Here is an 18,154-nt window from a genome sequence, read left to right as displayed (position 1 = left end):
CAGTATAACCCTCTGTTTTTACTTACCGTATTTCATGGCTCAAATCTTGTAGTTCCTTCTTTATCCCCCTACATTGCACTTACATGGAGAGAAGAATGCAAGATACATTAACGATAATACTTGCTGGCGGCATGGGTTCCCGATTAAGCCCCCTAACTGATGATCGAGCTAAACCCGCTGTACCTTTTGGTGGTAAATACCGCATCATAGATTTCACTCTCACCAACTGCTTACATTCTGGATTGCGAAAAATCCTAGTGCTTACTCAGTACAAATCTCACTCTTTGCAAAAACATCTGCGTGATGGATGGTCAATATTTAACCCTGAACTAGGCGAGTTTGTTACGGTTGTTCCGCCACAAATGCGAGGCGGCGGTAAATGGTATGAGGGCACTGCGGATGCGATCTACCATAACTTATGGCTGTTGGAACGCAGTGATGCCAAACACGTGATTGTCCTATCTGGTGATCATATCTATCGCATGGACTATGCCGAAATGCTGAAGGATCATATACAAAACGAAGCTAAGCTCACCATTGCATCAATGGACATACCTCGCAATGAGGCCAGTTCGTTTGGTGTCCTCTCGACTTCTGAGAATGGAATGGTTGAAACCTTTACTGAAAAGCCATCGGATCCTCAGGCGATGCCAGGCAATGATGACCGAAGTCTAGTTTCAATGGGTATCTACATTTTTGAGCGAGAAACTCTCACCCAAGCCTTGTTAGAAGATGCTGAGAACGCCCTATCCTCGCATGATTTTGGTAAAGACGTTATTCCCAAGTTGATTGACGAACGTGGCGTTTATGCTTACAACTTCTGTTCAGATAGAGGTCGTGTTGCAAAAGATTGTTACTGGCGCGATGTCGGCACAATAGATTCGTTCTATCAAGCAAATATGGATCTTCTCGAACCCGTCCCACCGATGAACTTATATCAACCCAGTTGGGGCATTCGTACCTACGAGAAACAATTGCCACCTGCTCGAACGGTCTCTTCCGCAACCGGTAATGAGGGGATCTTCATTAACTCTATCATTGCCAATGGCGTCGTTAACTCAGGAGGTTCCGTTCAGCACTCAATCATCTCTTCCGCTGTCCAGATTCATGACAGCGCAACCATTGTTGATAGCATCTTGTTTGATGAGGTCGAAGTTGGCGAAGGCTGTAAACTTATCAATTGCATCATTGATAAACATGTCTCTATCCCACCGAACACAGAAATTGGTTTGAACAGATTAGAAGACGCGAAACGATTCCATATTTCCGATAATGGTATTGTTGTTGTGCCAGAGAATTATCAATTTGACTAGCGCTCGTAACAACTCGTGATAGAAATAAGCCTCTTCACCAAATAGTGAAGAGGCTTATGGTAGAAGATTGACTAGATCTCCTATAGGGAAAGCGAGAATGATTCTCTTTATGTAATAGTATTGCGCAAAACAATTTCAAAAAACACTGCAAATTTGTAAAACCTAATTTCCTCTTTTATCTAAGCGGGTTAGATCATCGCCTTAGCCTTTGGTGTTTCATTGAAATGACGTTTGTATTCGCGTGAAAACTGAGAAGTGCTGTTGTACCCGACGAGGCGAGCGGCATCACCAACTTTAACCCCTTCAAGTTGAATAAGCTCTTTGGCTTTGTTGAGCCTTACCTTCTTAATATACTGAATGGGAGATTCGAGGGTGACGCCACGGAAAGCTTGGTGAAACGCGGAAATACTCATATTCGCTTGGTCAGCGAGTACTTGTACCGTGACTGATTGCTTATAGTTTTTATGTAAATAGTCGAGAGCTTTGGCAACTCTTGCGTAGTGGCCTTCGTGCCTCGCTAAATCAAATAGCACATGTCCTTCCTGACTCATCAAAGCTCTAAACGCCAATTCTTCCATTAAACTGTCAGCCAAAATGATACTTTCAACAGGATTGCACAGAGCTTGCATCAGTCGTTTGCAGACATCCAACATTCCTTCATCCATCGAAACAGACTTTAGCCCCGAGCTCGTGGATGCATCTGAACACGGTTTATAGCAGTTCATCGTTTCTAGCTTATTGACCAAGCGATGTAACAGCTGAGGGTCAATATCAATACTTAAACCAAGTAGAGGTTCACCGTTTTCGACAAATGCTTCACATTCCAAAGGCATAGGGACACCGACCACGAGATAATCATCAGGGCCATAGCGTACTGGCTCATTTCCGAGATAAATATTCTTGTAACCCTGCCCTAAGACAATCACACCAGATTGATAAACGAATGGTTGACGACTATTACCTTCGCTACTTCGATAAAAATAGACGCCATTGATGGCTGTTTTTGTGATGCCTTCAAGGTCACTCAAATCTTTTAAATTGACGTATTGCTGCATTAACTGAGCTAAGGACATAGAAACCCCAAAATACACATCTGTAGAAATAGGCAAAAGATATGGAGAAATTGACCTTTATTAGTACCAATGTCAATACTAATATGCACATTAACAACGAAAACAAATTCCAACTGGAAGCAAGAGGCTCACATATTATGCAATTCACTTATTTAAACCCTACACAAATTAACTTCGGACAAGGCCAAATTCAAAGCATCGCTTCAGTCATCGCAGCTGATCAAAAAGTGCTTGTTATCTACGGCGGTGGTTCAATCAAGAAGAATGGCGTTTACGACCAAGTTAAAGACGCACTTAGCAACCACTCTTGGGTTGAGTTTTCAGGTGTTGAGCCTAACCCAACTAAAGAAACGCTAGATAAAGCCGTCGCTATCGTAAAAGAACAATCGATCGACTTTATCCTTGCTGTTGGTGGTGGTTCGGTTATCGACGGTTCTAAATATGTCGCAGCTGCTGCACACTATGACGGTGACGGTTGGGACATCATGGTTGGTAAGCATCAAGTAACGTCTGCCGTGCCTCTGGGCGCAATTCTAACCCTACCTGCGACGGGTTCTGAATCAAACATGGGTGCTGTTATTACTAAAGCAGAGACTCACGACAAACTTCCGTTCATGACTCCTCACGTTCAACCAAAATTCGCAGTGATGGACCCGGATGTAATGAAAACACTGCCAGAGCGTCAGCTAATTAACGGTGTTGTGGATGCTTGGGTACACGTTTGTGAGCAATACCTGACGTTTGAGCATGGTGCGATGGTGCAAGACGGCTACGCAGAAGCGCTACTGAAAAACCTTAAAACGCTAGGTGAACAATTTGAACAACGCGACAATGATGCGTGGCGCGCTAACCTGATGTGGAACGCAAACCAAGCACTGAACGGTTTGATCGGTTCTGGTGTTCCTCATGACTGGGCAACACACATGATTGGTCACGAGTTCACAGCGTTATGGGGCGTAGACCATGCACGCTCACTTGCGATCGTTCAACCATCACTGCTTCGTAATCAGTTCGAAACGAAGAAAGCGAAACTTGAGCAAATGGGCAAAAACGTATTTGGTTTAGCTGAGTCAGCAACACTTGCTGAAGAGACTATTGTTGCTATCGAAGAATTCTACAACTCTTTAGGTGTATCAACTAAGTTTGACGAGTACGAGACGAGCAAAGCCGAAGCGGTAGACGCAGTTGTGAATCAACTAGAACAACACGGTATGGTTGCTCTAGGTGAGCATCAAGCAATTAGTCTAGAGCAAAGCCGTAAGATCCTTGAGCTAGCGATCTCTTAAGCTCTGGTTCTTCTGCACAAAACGAAACAAGCCCCATGCAATATGGGGTTTGTTGTTTTGCTTAGTAGTAAGTACACATCCGTTTGCCATCGACCTCAATAATATTGAAAGGCGTCTCGTAGATGCTTTCTAAAACATCAGCTTGAATAACCTCACTCACTTTACCATGAGCGACAATCTGGCCTTTTTTAAGCGCAATGATGGTATCTGAGTAACACGCAGCGAAGTTAATGTCGTGAATCACAACCACCACCGCTTTACCCATTTCGTGAGCGAGACGACCAACATTTCGCATGATTTGCAGCGAGTGTTTAATATCTAGATTGTTTAGTGGCTCATCTAAGAAAACATAATCCGTATCTTGAGCCATAACCATAGCAATAAATGAAAGCTGACGCTGACCTCCACTCAATTCATCCAAATACTTGTTCTGAATCTCAACCAAATCAAGGTACTCAATTGCCTTATTAATGATCTGATTATCTTCATCTGTCAGCTTACCTTGTGAATACGGAAAGCGACCAAACGCAATCATTTCGCGCACTGTGAAACGCATCGTGATGTTGTTCGCTTGACGCAACACCGCTAAGCGTTTAGCGAGATCTTTGGTGTCCCATTCACTGAGCTCTTTGCAGTCGATGTAGACCTCGCCTTCATTTTTTGCTACTAGGCGGCTTGCCATTGAAAGTAACGTACTCTTACCCGCACCATTTGGGCCGATAATTGACGTCACCTTCCCTTTCTCAAACTCTGCGCTCGCGCTGTCGACCACTTTTGATTGACCAAATACCTTAGTCAGACTTTTTAACGAAATCATAATGAACCTAGACTATTTTGTTGCGCAGCAACATGTTTAAGAAGTAAATACCGCCAATGAAGTTGATAACAACACTGATTGTCGTCGAGAATCCAAATAGGTTTTCGACAATCCACTGTCCACTTAAAAGTGACGCAACAGACAAAAGTGACACACCAGCAAGCAATACATTATGGTGAAAAGACTTGAACATCTCTCTTGCTAGGTTAGTCACCAACAGGCCAAAGAACATGATTGGGCCAATCAACGCTGTTGAGATAGCAATCAATGCCGCACTAAGAACCAAGACTTGAAGGGTCACACGCTTAACATCAACACCTAAGCTGGTTGCATTGTCTTTATCCAACCAAAATACATCTAACACGCGATGAAGGCGAAACAGTAAAAGACTAATGCCGATAAGTAGTGGCGCGCAGTAGTAGACAAGTTCAACTTTGACATTGTTAAAGCTGGCAAACATGTTTGCTTGAACTGACGCGAAATCGTTTGGATCCAGCAGCATAATGAAAAATGATGAAACGCTTCCAAACAGCTGACCAAGAATCACACCTAACAACAACAACACCATGAGGTTTTGGCGCTCACCTCTAAAGTAAAAGCTGAACAATAGCAGGGAGAAACCGAGCATAACCACAACGGACAGGCTGAAGTTCAAGTAGGCATTAAGAGCAAACGCACTCATTCCTCCAAAGATCACAACCACTAACACCTGTGTGAACATGTATAGCGAGTCAAAACCCATAATACTTGGCGTTAGAATCCGGTTGTGTGTGATGGTTTGAAACACCAACGCTGATTGACCAATCGCAATACCAGCGATCACCATCGCCAACACTTTTGGTACGCGTCTTGATAGGAAGTACTGATAGTTATCGGCATTTAAGCCAATACCAATAAACAGCCCAGCAAACACAACCGCGATGACGGCAAGCAGAATTAGCTTCGTTTTATCCTGCATTTTTCTGCCCTTTTAAAATAAAGAAGATAAACACCGAACCACCTAAGATGCTGATAATGGTTGAAATCGGGATCTCATAAGGGAAAATTATCAAACGCCCGGCAAGGTCGCAGCAAAGTACGATAAGCGCACCGAGAATGGCGGTGATAGGGATATTTTTTCTTAGGTTATCGCCAAAGAAGCGGCTAACTAAGTTAGGAACAATTAAGCCAAGGAATGGAAGCATACCAACGATCATTACAACCGATGCCGACATAACAGAAACGAGCAACACACCAATGATAAGCACTTGTTGATAGTTCAAACCTAAATTAGTTGCGAAGTCTTTACCTAAACCGACCGCAGAAATGCGCGCCGCGTATAGATAACTAAAGATTGCAACTGGGATCGCGATGTAGAGTAGCTCGTAGTCACCCTGTAACAAATTGGCGAAATTAGCGACCGTCCAACTTGATAGGTTTTGTAAGGCGTCATATTTGTAAGCAACGAATGTCGCTAACGAGTCAACGACATTACCAAAGATAATGCCTATGAGTGGTACAAAGATGGCGTTCTTAAATTGAATACGATTAATAAATTGAACGAACAGTAGCGTTCCGCCCATTGCAGAAGCAAAGATAAGCCAAAGTTGCTCACTTCCGAATAGGACCAAGCTTATAACATAACCAAACATTGCACATTCAATCGTGCCTGATGTCGATGGCGATGCAAATCGGTTTTGGCTAATTTGCTGCATGATAAGGCCAGCAATACTCAGACCTGCCCCCGCAAGTAATACAGCAACTAATCTCGGAATTCGGCTTGTGTACATCAGGTGCCAACTGGGTTCATCCCCTTCAATGAGAGACGAGAAACTCAGCTGCCCTACACCAACAAACAATGACGCGATACTCAGAATAATCAACGTCAGTAACAATTTTTTCACTCTATGCCTCTTAGTACAAAAGCCTCAAGCATTGTCTGCTTGAGGCTTATTTATTCTTTTTATTATATTTTGTCTAGTTCAAGGCTGATGCTGACTTAACGTCAGAGATCATTTGTTCAGTTGCACGCATACCAGAAATAGATAGGTACCAAGCGTTAATGTCTAAGTAAGCCATTTTCTTGTTTTGGTAAGCATCTGTCGCTTTTACAAGGTCGTTTTCAAAATCACGTTTAACTGTGCTCGGCTTACCTTTGTTAATAAGCACATCTTTGTCGATGATAAGTAGTGTGCTTGGGTTCTTCTCACGGATGAATTCGTAAGACACAAGGTCACCGTGGCGGCTCTCTTTGATGCCTTCTACCGCTTCTTTAAAACCAAAGTCTTTGTAAATCGCAGAGAAGCGAGATTGCGTACCAAACGTCGTAATATTGCCACCAGCACTCATTACAGTCAGTGCATCAACATTGTTATCTTGGTTGCTCTTACTGATCGCTTTAAATTCGCTATCAAGCTGTTCGATTTTCTTCTCTACAAAATCTTGCTTCTCGAATACTTCGCCCAGATTACGCCACTGCTCTTGAGTGCTTGCCCAGTAACCTTTTTGAGCATCTGATGCGTACACGATCGTTGGAGCAATTTCAGACAGCTCTTTGTATTTCGCCGCTGCGCGCGTACCAATAATGATCAGATCTGGTTTTTGCGTGTAGATGGTTTCAAAATCAGGTTCATGCAGGCTACCAGCAGAAACAAATTTGTAGTCACGGTATTCAGATAGGTAATCAGGGAACATGCTAACAGTTGAAACCGCAACTGGCTCAATACCAAATGCTTTGACAGTATCTAGCGCACCTAAACCAATAACGACCACACGCTCTGGGTTAGATTCTAGTTTCGTTGTTCCCTGTGCGTGTTCTATTTCTACCATTTTCGCGTGAGCACCAAAGGCGAATAATGTTGTCGCTAGCGCAACTGCTGTCATTTTCATTGTTAGACTCCATAATTACAAATGCAATGCATTATCATTTAGATTTGTAACCATGTCATCCGCTATTTACGTTTTTTACATTCTTCAAAAAGTTGTAAGTCTTTATCGCAGATGTAAAAAAGGGAAGCCAACGCTTCCCTTTTGTCACTCATTTAAAAGAAATCTATCGAGCCTCGCCCATTACTATTTTTCTGGGGTTTCGGTTTGTTTTGCTCTTTGTCATTCGTTTTGGTTTTTTTCGACTTAGAGGAAGGCTTAGGCTTGGATGCTTTCTTCTGTTTCTTCGGTGTTGGCGCTGCTGGCTTAGTTACTTTTTCTTCAGGTTCGATAACCGGTGCATCACACACGACAACGTAATATTCTTGGTTAAATTCGAAAAAGTCACCGTCATACATTTTGCGGCGCTTACGTGTTTCTAATTCACCATTGACGGCCACGTACCCTTCCGAAATGATGTGTTTGGCTTCACCACCGCCGCCAACCAAATTAGCGATTTTAAACACTTTATAGAGTTCAATTGGTTGTACTGATACCTCAATACCAATTGCTTCGATCTCTATTTCTTCGCCTTGTTCATATTCTTGGCTCATAGCGCACCTTGGGTCGATTCACTCACAAAAATGAGAGTCTAATCTCAATGCGGTGATAAATAAACTAAAGTTAACGATAAGTACTCATTTGCTTCAAGGTGATTCCGTTTGAGATGGCTTTACGTGGCGCTTAGCTGTTTTGCAGCATCAAGCATGGCTTACCATTCCCCTACTTCCGTTACCATCTACGGTGATAACGATTATGCTCCCTATAGCTATGATCTCGATGGTGAAGCCAAAGGCGTGTACGTTGACATTTTAAGAGCCGCGTTTAAGAAAATGCCCGACTATCGTGTGAATATTGTTTTAATGCCATGGAAACGTGGCCTGAAGATGCTTGAAGTCGGCAAAGGGTTCGCACTATTCCCACCCTATTATTATGCAAATCAGCGCCCCTATATTGCGCCTTACTCTGAACCTATTCTCGCCGAAGAAGTGGCCGTATTTTGCAATAAAGGCCATGAAGAAGGACGCGAATTATCTAACTGGCCTACGGGATACAAAGGGCTAAAGATCGGTGTTAACGAATCATTCGCTTTAGGCGGAGACGATTTCTGGCAAGCGGTCAATCAGGGCGACATCAGTGTAGAGTCAGCAAAGGGAAACAGAGCCAACATATTGAACCTGTATAAACAACGGACTGATTGCTACGTTAACGATAGGCTGTCCGTGTTGTGGGAAGTAAAGCAGTTGGTTCAGAAAGGCGACATTTCAAGCAACTGGGAACTCACTAGCGGACAATCAGTTTCTAGCGAATTTGGTTACTTGGGTTTCACCAATGTACAACTAGAGAATTTTCCTTATAAAGATGATTTCATTCTTCAATTTAATCGTTCACTGATTCAACTAAAGCAAGATGGAACGGTAAAAACGATCATCAGAAAATATACACTTAGCGAATAATTACACGTTTTGCTTTCCCTTACTACACCTCTTATCAATTCGTAAAATATCAACTATTTTGTTCACCACATGAGCACCAGTTAATACTTTTTAATCATCCACACCCAAATAACACCAGATTGGTAGAGATTCATAAATATTTCATGTATTAATCTAATTATGGAGATCAAATTTATAGAGGTTATACGCATGCACCTCTATTTTCTTGCAATCGTTAGGTAGTTAAGTCGTTCATGTCGCAAAACATTAATAGTATTAGACCTCGACCAAAGATCACTCTTGTTTCAGAAATGAGTGTGGATGAGATTGATGCTGGCATGATACCTAAAGCGGGCCTTACCGGTGCTGAACTCGACGACTTAATGGATAACCATTTCAGCCATATGATTGATGTCATGACTGATGGTATCTTTTACATGGCCGATTCTGAACACGTCTGTTTCTACAACCCGTCCTTTTACGCCCGATTTGGCATTGACTCTGGCCATACTTGCCTTCAACGTTGGTTAGATTTAGTTCATCCCCTTGATCGCAAAGTATTTCGAGAGCGTGTAGACGTACATATTCAAGAAGACGAATCCCGCGAGACCATCCAATACCGCATTCGCACAACAAATGGTCAATATGTCTGGCTTGAAGGTACAGCAATAACTAAAACGGTCAATGGCAAACGTTTTATGATTGGTTGCCACAAAGATATTTCAGACCGAAAGCTAATGGAGAGCTATGTAAAACAATCCTCTTTTACTGACGGATCATCGGGTTTATCCAATGAGCAAAAGCTTGGGCTAGATATGGATAATCTCGACATCGCTCAAGATTACCACCTAATGTACATACAACCTACAAACGGACATTCGTATCAAACGCTTTATGGTTCACAAATCATGAGAAACCTACTTTCTCACCTCACGGGTACGTTAAACGATTTTCCCGACCGATTTGTCGATTTGTATCGCATTCAATCTAACGATTTTGCTATTTTACTAAGAGGTCAATACAACGAAGAGACACTTCAAGACCTCGCTCACCGCGTAGCGCAAGCCTACCAAGACTCGGTAAAAGCCATCGATTTTATTTATGCCGCTGACATATCGATTGGTACCTACCCAAATATCACTCCAGACCTAAAAGTTAACGAAGTTCTCAAGATTGCCGCTCAAACTTGTCAGTTTGCGAGCAATCAACGCAGTCAATTTACTCAGGTTTATACCGGTCAGACAAAATCCAAAGTCGATAGACACTTCTACATTGAAAAAGAACTCGGAAACGCAATTAACAGCCAAAAATTGTCAGTGAAGTTCCAGCCTATTGTTTGTAGTAAATCTCATAGAGTTGCGAGCTTTGAGAGTTTAGTGCGTTGGAAAAGTGACGACATTGGCGAAATCTACCCCGATGAGTTTATCTCCATTGCGGAATCAAAAGGGTTAATCAGCGAACTGGGCTATTTTGTTTTTGAGAGCGCTTGTAGATTCATTAAAGACTATCAGAGTAGTCATTGCGACAGTGTGAGAGTGAACGTCAACGTCTCAGTCTTACAGTTAATGAGCCAGCAATTTCCTGATAAACTTGCGCGTCTGACTAAACTGTATGGCATTAACGCTAGCTCGATCGTATTGGAACTGACTGAAACCATCATTCTCGATGATAATAAAAACGCTGCTGCGCAATTAAATGTACTCAAACAGCATGGATTTCAGTTATCGCTCGACGATTTTGGCGCCGGCTATAGCTCACTCAACAGCTTTTTTGACCTCCCTCTCTCACAAATTAAGATAGATAAGTCGATCGCTTGGCGATCGCTAGAAAACCCAGTCACGTTCGAATATCTTTCGTTCATTACCAACCTTTGTAACGCGTATGCTATTGATATTGTTATTGAAGGTATTGAAGATGGCGCAATGCAGCGCGTATTCACCGATATGGGTGTTTCTTACCTCCAAGGCTACTGGTTTTCAAAACCATTATCATTAGCGAGCGCTAGCCACTATACAAAGGTGTAGCTAGTCCAATCTCATCTTTAAGACTCATTCATTGAATTCATCATTCGATTTGACTCACGCTGAGAAATTGTAGAGAATCTGCTCAAATTTATAAATAACGTTCGACTTGTGCACGAGTTATTGTGCAGTAGTTTAGTATCACGGATAGATACAGTAATGCTTTTTGGGGCTTTACTAAGAACACGGAACACAACCAAATTTGCTTCCGGAGAAATACGTGTCTATCTCAGTTCGTCATATTGCCACCACATTACTTGCTTGCTCTGCCCTGTTATCTAGCCAATCATTTGCCAATCCAAATAGCAATCTTTGGTTTACTCACACTGATATTCAGTTACCAAAATCGACAACCGTAAAAACACTGTCTAACGGTGTTCGTTACATTATTTTGCCAACCTCGCGGACAGCAACTGAAACTTCGATTCGAGTTCGAATTGGTTCTGGCGTAGCGCAAGAGCTTCAGGATATGCCAACGGCTCGTATCGCGGCATTAGACTCAGTCTCCGAAACCCAATGGCATGCAACAACGGGCTTTCAACAGACCATTTTCAGTCTCGACCTAGATTCCGCTGACTCAGGTGTGATTGAATCTCAGTTGGTTACGCTACTCAGTGGAATGAAACAAACCCATTCAATTGATGAAGATAGCTTTCAGAGCTCAGTGAATTCTGCATTGACTGACATCCAGCAAGTGTTAAACCAGCAACATCTAGAAAGCTTGTCGATGAACCACTCTATCGCACCTTTTGATCTTACTTCGATGCAAGCAACACCAATTGAAGCCGTTGGGAGTTTTAAGAACACCCACTATGCGCCAGACAATATGACAATCATTGTTGCTGGAGGTGTGGATACCCGAGCGTTAACAAAAGCGATAACACGCAACTTCAGTAACTTGCAACACAAGACCAGCATCATAAGTGAATTTACACCAGCTTTAGAGATGGCCTATCACATTGAGTCACCTGACTCTGTCGCAGTCAGTGCATTGACTGAATTTCAAGATGAATCAGATAGTAAACTCCAACGCAAAGAAGTTCTGAAAAAGACACTAGCAAATAAAATGTTGGAACAACGCATTCAAGCCGCTATGAACGAGCAAAATTTAGCGGGTAAAGTATTTGTAGATAGCCAAATGCTATTTGATCACAAACTGCTCTCTCAGGTTCGCATTGAAGAACTTAGCGAAACTGAAAAAACGCTTGCGCACGACATTGTTGATACAGAGATTAAACGTGCTCTCGCTTCTGGCTTTAAACAAGCTGAGTACGAAATGGTTGTTAGCCAATTAAGAAAGCAATTGGAGCAACAAACTCGTTCAGGTAACCGTGTTAACTATACCAAAGATCAAGCAGACAGATTAGTAAGCGCCGTCAACAACGGAATGGTATACACCGCACCTTCTTATGATTTGGATTTGCTTAACTTCCATGTTGCACACCTTAACGAATTCGACATTAGCAAAGACTTCGAACAAGTATGGTCTACAGCCAATAGCGTGACCTTGTAACAACAAGCATCATAAATAACAAAGCCGCCCTATGTAGGCGGCTTTATTGATCAATCTAAGCGATACTATGCTTCTGGGTAACCCTGAGGGTTATTTGATTGCCAACGCCATGTATCCGCTGTCATCTCATCTAGAGAGCGTGTAGCTTGCCATTCTAGTTCTGCTTTCGCTTTAGCTGGGTCTGCCCAACATTCAGCGATATCACCAGGGCGGCGTTCAACGATCTTATACGAAACCTCTTTGCCTGATGCAGCTTCGAAAGCCTTAACCATGTCAAGCACACTCGAACCGTTTCCGGTCCCAAGGTTATAAATATGAAGCCCCTCTTTACACCCTACCTTTTGTAGTGCCGCAATATGGCCGTCCGACAGATCCATAACATGGATATAGTCACGAACACCTGTTCCATCTGGCGTTGGGTAGTCATTACCAAACACAGAAAGAAACTCACGACGACCAACGGCAACTTGCGATACAAATGGCATTAGGTTGTTAGGAATACCTTGTGGATCTTCGCCCAGCTCACCCGTTGGATGCGAGCCGACTGGGTTGAAGTAACGAAGCAGCGTTATGCTCCAGTCTGGGTTAGCTTTCTGAAAGTCTGTTAAACACTCTTCGACCATTAGTTTACTGCGACCATATGGGTTAGTCGCACTAGTCGGAAAATCTTCCGTAATTGGCACAGAGGCTGGATCGCCATAAACAGTGGCAGAAGAAGAGAACACCAATGACTTAACACCGGCTTCACGCATTGCATCCACTAGTACAAGCGTGCCATTGACGTTGTTGTCATAGTATTCAAGAGGCTTTTCAACTGACTCACCGACAGCTTTTAGACCCGCAAAATGAATCACCGCTTCAATATCATTTGAGCTTAATGCATCAACAAGTAGTGACTTATTTCTGATGTCACCTTCGATGAACTTAGGGCGTACACCGGATACTTTCTCAATGCGCTCTAATACTGTCGATTTGCTGTTATACAAGTTATCAAGGATTACAGGTGTCATCCCTGCTTCAATCATTTGGATACAAGTGTGGCTGCCAATATAGCCCATGCCACCGGTTACAAGTACATTCATTATACTAACCTTCTGAAAACGTTGTTCTTATGGTAGTAAATTCGACAACCAAAGCATAGAACAAGTTTGAGACAACCGTCCCTTATCAGCATTGATTGACCACATAACGCCCTTTTCCGCTCGTTTTCGCTTCATACATCGCAGTATCTGCCGCTTTCAACAACTGGTCTAAGTCTTGCGAATTGGACTGGTTATATTGAACGCCGATACTTGCACCAACATTTAATACACGCCCCTTGTAGACGATGTCCTGCTCAATCAAGGCAATGGTCTCCTTCGCTAAGTGCGAAGCGCTTTCTGGATCCGTTGACGAGAGCAAGACAACAAATTCATCTCCCGACAAACGAGCAACGAGGTCTTTGCTACTGACTTTGGATAATAGACGTTCAGCAACTTGCTTGAGCACTTCATCACCCGCGTCATGACCATAAGTATCGTTGACGCCTTTAAACCCATCAAGATCGAGGTAAAGTAAAGCGAGTCCTTTGCTCAGAGGCTGTTCTTGCTTAGTTATTTCATCAAGCACGCGATACAATTTCGCGCGATTTGCAAGTCCAGTGAGAGAGTCATGGTGAGCAAGATATTCTAATCGTTCCATCTCTTTAAGGTTCGAAAGATCAGACAATATATAGACGTAGTCGAATTGATTACTTCCCTCTGAACTGATGATTCTAGACACTTTGACGAACATCGGAACCTTATGTCCAAACAGGTGTTTTTCCCAAATTTCTCCTTGCCACTGTCCATATTTTTCAACGGATTCTTTAATCGTTGGCATCAAAGAGCAAAACTGTTGCCATTCAAAGGTCTGTTCAGGTTTTTTGCCTAATAAGGTTTCCTGCGTAAAGCCAAGCAATCGCGAAACCGCTGGGTTAACCATAGTAATGATGTCGTGATCATCCGTAACGATTAAGCCATCTTGGCTATTTTCAAATACACCTGCAGCAAGTCGTTGACGACGAAGTGCCGCTTCAACATCGGTAACATCTTGTATCGCAAACAATATCTGACCAGGTTTGCTTAACTGGGTTGATGTTATTTGCAGAAGCTGATGCTGCTTAAACACATCCTTTACCCAGATCTGTTTATCGGTGAATTCAATATTATTGTTTATTGCGTCATTGATTACAGAGGTATCACTTTCATTGATTAGCTCGACAAGCTTTGCTCCCTTTAAGTAAGCCGCAGTACAACGGAATACGTCACAAGTAGCCGGGTTAAAGTGAATGATCTCACCGTACGAGTTAACAACAATCAGAGCATGCTTAACGGTCTCAACCACCTCGTTTGCAAACGATTTCTCTTCCTCTAGCTTATCAAGTGTAAAGGCCACCTGTTGATCTCGCTGTTTTAGCCGGTCCAGCATGGTGTTAAAAGCTTTTACTAATGCGCCAATCTCATCATTGGCAGCAGGTACAACATTAAGCGCGGATTGCTTTCTATCGATGAATGAACGCATTCCAACATTAAGGCTGTAAACAGGCCCGACGATGTACTTTTCGACCGTCATGTAAAGGACAAAGCCAGCAAGAGCAAGGAGCAAGAAAAAGACCAGACTGTTCATCATTGCATTGGTATAGAGCTTTTGAAATGACGCTTTTGAAATAGTGACCCGCAGATTGGCGATCACTTCTTGTTCGACCTCTACTGGGACCAACAGAAAAATGTAATCACTGCCGATGGAGTATCGTTTCTGGTTAATTTCTTTGCGCTGTCGCTCGGTTGGAACTGGCGCGACCTCTCCCTCTTTTTCATACATCGCGAACAACTGACCATCGGATGTATAAAGCTTTACTCGATAAACTTCATCATCAGCGGAAAAAGAATCAAGTACCTCAGTGGCACTAAGACTGTCGCTAAATAGAATGGCGGCTTGCAGATTATAAGCAACGCCTTTTGCTAATACGCCAACTCTGTTGATGAGATTTTCTTTTTGAGTTTCAAAGGAGTTAAAGAACGCATAGCTTTGAGAAACAATGAAGATCATTCCAGTAAATACGATGATCGGAATAATCAACTTGCTCTTAAGTGACATGTTAGTGAGGAGTTTCATTATTCACGACCTCCTTCTACATCGGCTACACGAAGAAAATTCGCTGAGAGTCGATACCCTTGAATATTACCTAAATCGACTTTAGGTCTGATTTTTCCGCTCTTCTCAACCAGTTCAATTGCGCCACCACTTGCGGTGAAGCCCTGCGTTCCACCAATCGTCACTATATTGCGATCGAGTTGATTAAGCGCGTGAACCGTCGCTTGCTTTGCAAAATAGAGAACGTGGCAATTGGTTTTGGTGATACGAAGCGGTTTATTACGAACCTGCTTGTCTTGAGTAATCTTTCGCAGCACCGCTTCGATGGCAGAATCATCAACGACACAGATATTAATTTCACGCATCTCTTCTTCATTTTCCCATTGAATGAAGGTTGCGATTCGATAAAGGTAAACAGCCTTGACTTGCTCTGGCGTATATTTGGCTACGGCAGGCGATATACCCCCAATAATGCAGGTACAAAGCGCAACAATTTTCACAAGCATCTTAGTAGGCATAGCTCATCCTTACCGCAACGCTTTGTTCTTGTTTGTAGTAGCTCGCAACGTCTTCGTAATAGCCTTCTTTTTCACCCAAATTCTTAACTATAAGCTCCACTAGTGGTGTTTGTTCCGAGTGTTGCCAACCAAGCCTGACATCCAATGCGATGAAGTTATCTATTGAAATATCCGTCGTGTAATCGATTGATTGCGCTTTAAGGACCATATCCAATTGAAGTTGTTCATTGATACTCCATAAAGTCTGCAGTGACGCTAAATGCTGGCTATCAATAGAGTAGTAATCTTCGTCGCTACCAGTACTAGAAGAGTGACCGTTCCAGTCTTGGTCCATCGTTAAGTAACTGTATGTCCCGTATAACGAAACAACTTCATTAATCATCCAGTGTGAAGCAACTTCAAGACCAAATGAATCGACAGTATAGTCATAATTTGATGAGTAGATATCCACCTGATCATGACTTGGCCAACGACCCACGTACTCGTGCCCAACGATATTATCGTACTGACTGTAAAACAGGGTACTATCTAGCTCAAATTCATTGGCCATAAATCTGTGGCCGATCTCGTAAGTCACCACACTTTCGACACTATTCGCATTGTTGGGTAAATACAGTGCATAAAAATATTCATGACCATTTGGATTTGATGAACAATCGCTGCCCTGCGGGCAATACACACCATTTGCGATATAAGCTGAGTTGGTATCCATATAAGAGGGAGCGATGGCGCTTCTTCCGACTCCCGCCCAAACGCTATTCATTGCGTCGAGTGTATAAACTGATCTTATTTGTGGAGATAGTTCAATTTGATCGTTTTGCTCGAAATATTCCACTTTAACACCAACAATGGACGTAAACTTATTATCAGTCCAAGCACCCTCATGTTGAATAAAGCCGTTTACGATGCTATCCGTAGCCGATTCAATATTGTACAAACGGATATAATAGTGGACATCATCAAAGTCATAGTCATTGAATTGATGGAAAAAATCGAGGTGGATGAGTCGATACCCGACCCCATAAGTTAATTTGTGGCTCGCTGACAGTTCAGTAATAAAGTTTGCTTCTGCATCAAGAGTGAAGTAGTCCCCTGGCGCATCATAGGCGCTGTCGTGGTTCTGCTGAAACCATAGTCGATACGTACTATCGGTATGTTCACTGAGCTCTAACGACTTATCAAATTGTGCGTAATAGGAGTAGCTGTCTATCGTTTCTTTTGTAGACGAGATATTGGTGTAATAGCCATTTTCATAGCTCACCTTATAAATATCTTCTTCAAAACCTGATTGCTCAGCCCCAATTCGCAGTGTCCAATCATCAACATCTTCAAACACGAAACCAGCATTATGCATATTCCAACGAGTTGATACGCTGGTAGGATCCCGCTTTACTGACTTGAACTTATAAAACGCTCGTCCGTAGACGGAATCATTGACTTGAAATCCCTGACGTACTGAAGCGTCATAGCTACCATATTGTTTATAGCTTGCAGAAGCCAAACCACCTTGAGTATCGGCAGCAGATTTGGTGACAATATTGATCACCCCGTTTTCTGCATTACCTCCCCATATGGTTCCGGCCGGCCCTCTCAAGATTTCGATACGTTCTATATCATCAAGAATGTAATCAATATCTGCCCAATATACTCCACCATAAACGGGGCTATACAGGCTACGTCCATCTTGGAGGACTAACATTTTGTTAAATAGTCCTCCGTGGAATCCCCTGCTCGATACATTTGGCTCAGCAGCAGAGAAGCTACTCACCCTTAACCCCGGCACCAAAGCTAATGCTTCAGAAATAGTACTGGCTCCACTCCTCTTAATTCGTTCTCCATCCAATACGTAGACAGCAGCTGGAATATCCGTCAGCTGCTGTGAAAACTTTGAAGCCGTCTCCATAGTAACGTCAAGCATAGAAAGTTCTTCTAAACTCATAGACATAAGATCGGTAAGATCATCACTCGCGATTGAAGGCGAACAAGTGATTGCGGCTAGGATCGATAGGTGCAGACGTGTAAGCATTGCTAAACCGTAAAATATTAGGAATCGCTATTATTCCATCTATTAATATCAATTTACATACGGAACGATATGTTTTTACTTTTTGTTAATCAAATGATGAATCGGATCACTGTTTATTTTCTTTAATTCGAAG

At 42.7% G+C, this 18,154-nt stretch carries 15 protein-coding genes; 5 read left to right on the top strand and 10 right to left on the bottom strand.

What is annotated here, in order from left to right; all coding sequences use genetic code 11:
- Positions 1-83 precede the first annotated feature (83 nt).
- On the top strand, positions 84-1,313 hold the full coding sequence (glgC, locus tag F0231_RS15225; RefSeq protein WP_301337917.1) for a glucose-1-phosphate adenylyltransferase: 1,230 nt from the start codon (positions 84-86) through the stop codon (positions 1,311-1,313).
- Positions 1,314-1,501: 188 nt separating this feature from the next.
- Here glgC and F0231_RS15220 read toward each other — a convergent pair whose 3' ends face one another.
- Positions 1,502-2,386, bottom strand: a complete 885-nt coding sequence (locus F0231_RS15220) for an AraC family transcriptional regulator (protein ID WP_171760548.1) — start codon at positions 2,384-2,386, stop codon at positions 1,502-1,504.
- 137 nt (positions 2,387-2,523) lie between these two features.
- Here F0231_RS15220 and F0231_RS15215 point away from each other — a divergent pair, with 137 nt between their 5' ends.
- The gene (locus F0231_RS15215; RefSeq protein WP_171760590.1) at positions 2,524-3,672 is read left to right on the top strand and encodes an iron-containing alcohol dehydrogenase; all 1,149 of its coding nucleotides are present in this window, start codon (positions 2,524-2,526) and stop codon (positions 3,670-3,672) included.
- Between the two features lie 61 nt (positions 3,673-3,733).
- Here F0231_RS15215 and vctC read toward each other — a convergent pair whose 3' ends face one another.
- The 5 genes from vctC to F0231_RS15190 form a co-directional block, all read right to left on the bottom strand.
- A complete protein-coding gene (gene vctC, locus F0231_RS15210) occupies positions 3,734-4,489 on the bottom strand; it encodes an iron chelate ABC transporter ATP-binding protein VctC (RefSeq protein ID WP_171760547.1) in 756 nt (251 codons plus the stop codon).
- Between the two features lie 7 nt (positions 4,490-4,496).
- The gene (gene vctG / locus F0231_RS15205) at positions 4,497-5,447 is read right to left on the bottom strand and encodes an iron chelate uptake ABC transporter permease subunit VctG (protein ID WP_171760546.1); all 951 of its coding nucleotides are present in this window, start codon (positions 5,445-5,447) and stop codon (positions 4,497-4,499) included.
- The gene (gene vctD, locus F0231_RS15200) at positions 5,437-6,372 is read right to left on the bottom strand and encodes an iron chelate uptake ABC transporter permease subunit VctD (protein WP_171760545.1); all 936 of its coding nucleotides are present in this window, start codon (positions 6,370-6,372) and stop codon (positions 5,437-5,439) included. Before vctD ends, vctG begins: the two co-directional genes overlap by 11 nt.
- A 73-nt stretch (positions 6,373-6,445) precedes the next feature.
- On the bottom strand, positions 6,446-7,357 hold the full coding sequence (locus tag F0231_RS15195; protein ID WP_171760544.1) for a siderophore ABC transporter substrate-binding protein: 912 nt from the start codon (positions 7,355-7,357) through the stop codon (positions 6,446-6,448).
- Between the two features lie 152 nt (positions 7,358-7,509).
- Positions 7,510-7,947 (bottom strand): RNA-binding S4 domain-containing protein, encoded by a 438-nt coding sequence (locus tag F0231_RS15190; RefSeq protein ID WP_171760543.1) that lies wholly within the window; start codon positions 7,945-7,947, stop codon positions 7,510-7,512.
- 108 nt (positions 7,948-8,055) lie between these two features.
- On the opposite strand from F0231_RS15190, the gene F0231_RS15185 reads away from it, so the two are divergent.
- The 3 genes from F0231_RS15185 (at position 8,056) to F0231_RS15175 (ending at position 12,363) form a co-directional block, all read left to right on the top strand.
- On the top strand, positions 8,056-8,850 hold the full coding sequence (locus F0231_RS15185) for an ABC transporter substrate-binding protein (RefSeq protein ID WP_253825809.1): 795 nt from the start codon (positions 8,056-8,058) through the stop codon (positions 8,848-8,850).
- A 233-nt stretch (positions 8,851-9,083) separates the two neighbouring features.
- Entirely contained in the window at positions 9,084-10,853 is a 1,770-nt protein-coding gene (locus F0231_RS15180) for an EAL domain-containing protein (RefSeq protein ID WP_171760542.1), read from the top strand.
- Between the two features lie 217 nt (positions 10,854-11,070).
- Positions 11,071-12,363, top strand: coding sequence for an insulinase family protein (locus F0231_RS15175; protein WP_367613480.1), 1,293 nt, complete (start codon positions 11,071-11,073; stop codon positions 12,361-12,363).
- A 65-nt stretch (positions 12,364-12,428) separates the two neighbouring features.
- Here F0231_RS15175 and galE read toward each other — a convergent pair whose 3' ends face one another.
- From galE to F0231_RS15155, 4 genes are all read right to left on the bottom strand, one after another.
- Entirely contained in the window at positions 12,429-13,445 is a 1,017-nt protein-coding gene (galE, locus tag F0231_RS15170; protein WP_171760541.1) for a UDP-glucose 4-epimerase GalE, read from the bottom strand.
- 85 nt (positions 13,446-13,530) lie between these two features.
- A complete protein-coding gene (locus tag F0231_RS15165; RefSeq protein ID WP_171760540.1) occupies positions 13,531-15,498 on the bottom strand; it encodes a diguanylate cyclase in 1,968 nt (655 codons plus the stop codon).
- Positions 15,498-15,995: a YfiR family protein gene (locus F0231_RS15160; protein WP_253825808.1), complete on the bottom strand. Its 498-nt coding sequence runs from the start codon at positions 15,993-15,995 to the stop codon at positions 15,498-15,500. Before F0231_RS15160 ends, F0231_RS15165 begins: the two co-directional genes overlap by 1 nt.
- Positions 15,985-18,021 carry a TonB-dependent siderophore receptor gene (locus F0231_RS15155; protein ID WP_253825807.1) on the bottom strand — a complete coding sequence of 679 codons (2,037 nt, stop codon included), beginning with the start codon at positions 18,019-18,021 and terminating at the stop codon, positions 15,985-15,987. The genes F0231_RS15160 and F0231_RS15155 overlap by 11 nt, the downstream gene beginning before the upstream one ends.
- Positions 18,022-18,154: the final 133 nt, after the last annotated feature.

Source organism: Vibrio sp. RE86 (genome assembly GCF_013114545.1).
Taxonomy (GTDB): domain Bacteria; phylum Pseudomonadota; class Gammaproteobacteria; order Enterobacterales; family Vibrionaceae; genus Vibrio.
The sequence above is the reverse complement of the archived record's forward strand: the minus strand, read 5'-3'. Positions and strand labels throughout refer to the sequence as shown.

What these genes read in the sequence shown, in the direction of transcription:
- F0231_RS15180 (WP_171760542.1), top strand. Translation starts at nt 9,084, where the DNA reads ATGTCGCAAAACATTAATAGTATTAGACCTCGACCAAAGATCACTCTT.
- F0231_RS15155 (WP_253825807.1), bottom strand. Translation starts at nt 18,021, where the DNA reads ATGCTTACACGTCTGCACCTATCGATCCTAGCCGCAATCACTTGTTCG.
- galE (WP_171760541.1), bottom strand. Translation starts at nt 13,445, where the DNA reads ATGAATGTACTTGTAACCGGTGGCATGGGCTATATTGGCAGCCACACT.
- glgC (WP_301337917.1), top strand. Translation starts at nt 84, where the DNA reads ATGGAGAGAAGAATGCAAGATACATTAACGATAATACTTGCTGGCGGC.
- F0231_RS15165 (WP_171760540.1), bottom strand. Translation starts at nt 15,498, where the DNA reads ATGAAACTCCTCACTAACATGTCACTTAAGAGCAAGTTGATTATTCCG.
- vctG (WP_171760546.1), bottom strand. Translation starts at nt 5,447, where the DNA reads ATGCAGGATAAAACGAAGCTAATTCTGCTTGCCGTCATCGCGGTTGTG.
- F0231_RS15215 (WP_171760590.1), top strand. Translation starts at nt 2,524, where the DNA reads ATGCAATTCACTTATTTAAACCCTACACAAATTAACTTCGGACAAGGC.
- F0231_RS15160 (WP_253825808.1), bottom strand. Translation starts at nt 15,995, where the DNA reads ATGCCTACTAAGATGCTTGTGAAAATTGTTGCGCTTTGTACCTGCATT.
- vctC (WP_171760547.1), bottom strand. Translation starts at nt 4,489, where the DNA reads ATGATTTCGTTAAAAAGTCTGACTAAGGTATTTGGTCAATCAAAAGTG.
- F0231_RS15220 (WP_171760548.1), bottom strand. Translation starts at nt 2,386, where the DNA reads ATGTCCTTAGCTCAGTTAATGCAGCAATACGTCAATTTAAAAGATTTG.
- F0231_RS15190 (WP_171760543.1), bottom strand. Translation starts at nt 7,947, where the DNA reads ATGAGCCAAGAATATGAACAAGGCGAAGAAATAGAGATCGAAGCAATT.
- F0231_RS15195 (WP_171760544.1), bottom strand. Translation starts at nt 7,357, where the DNA reads ATGAAAATGACAGCAGTTGCGCTAGCGACAACATTATTCGCCTTTGGT.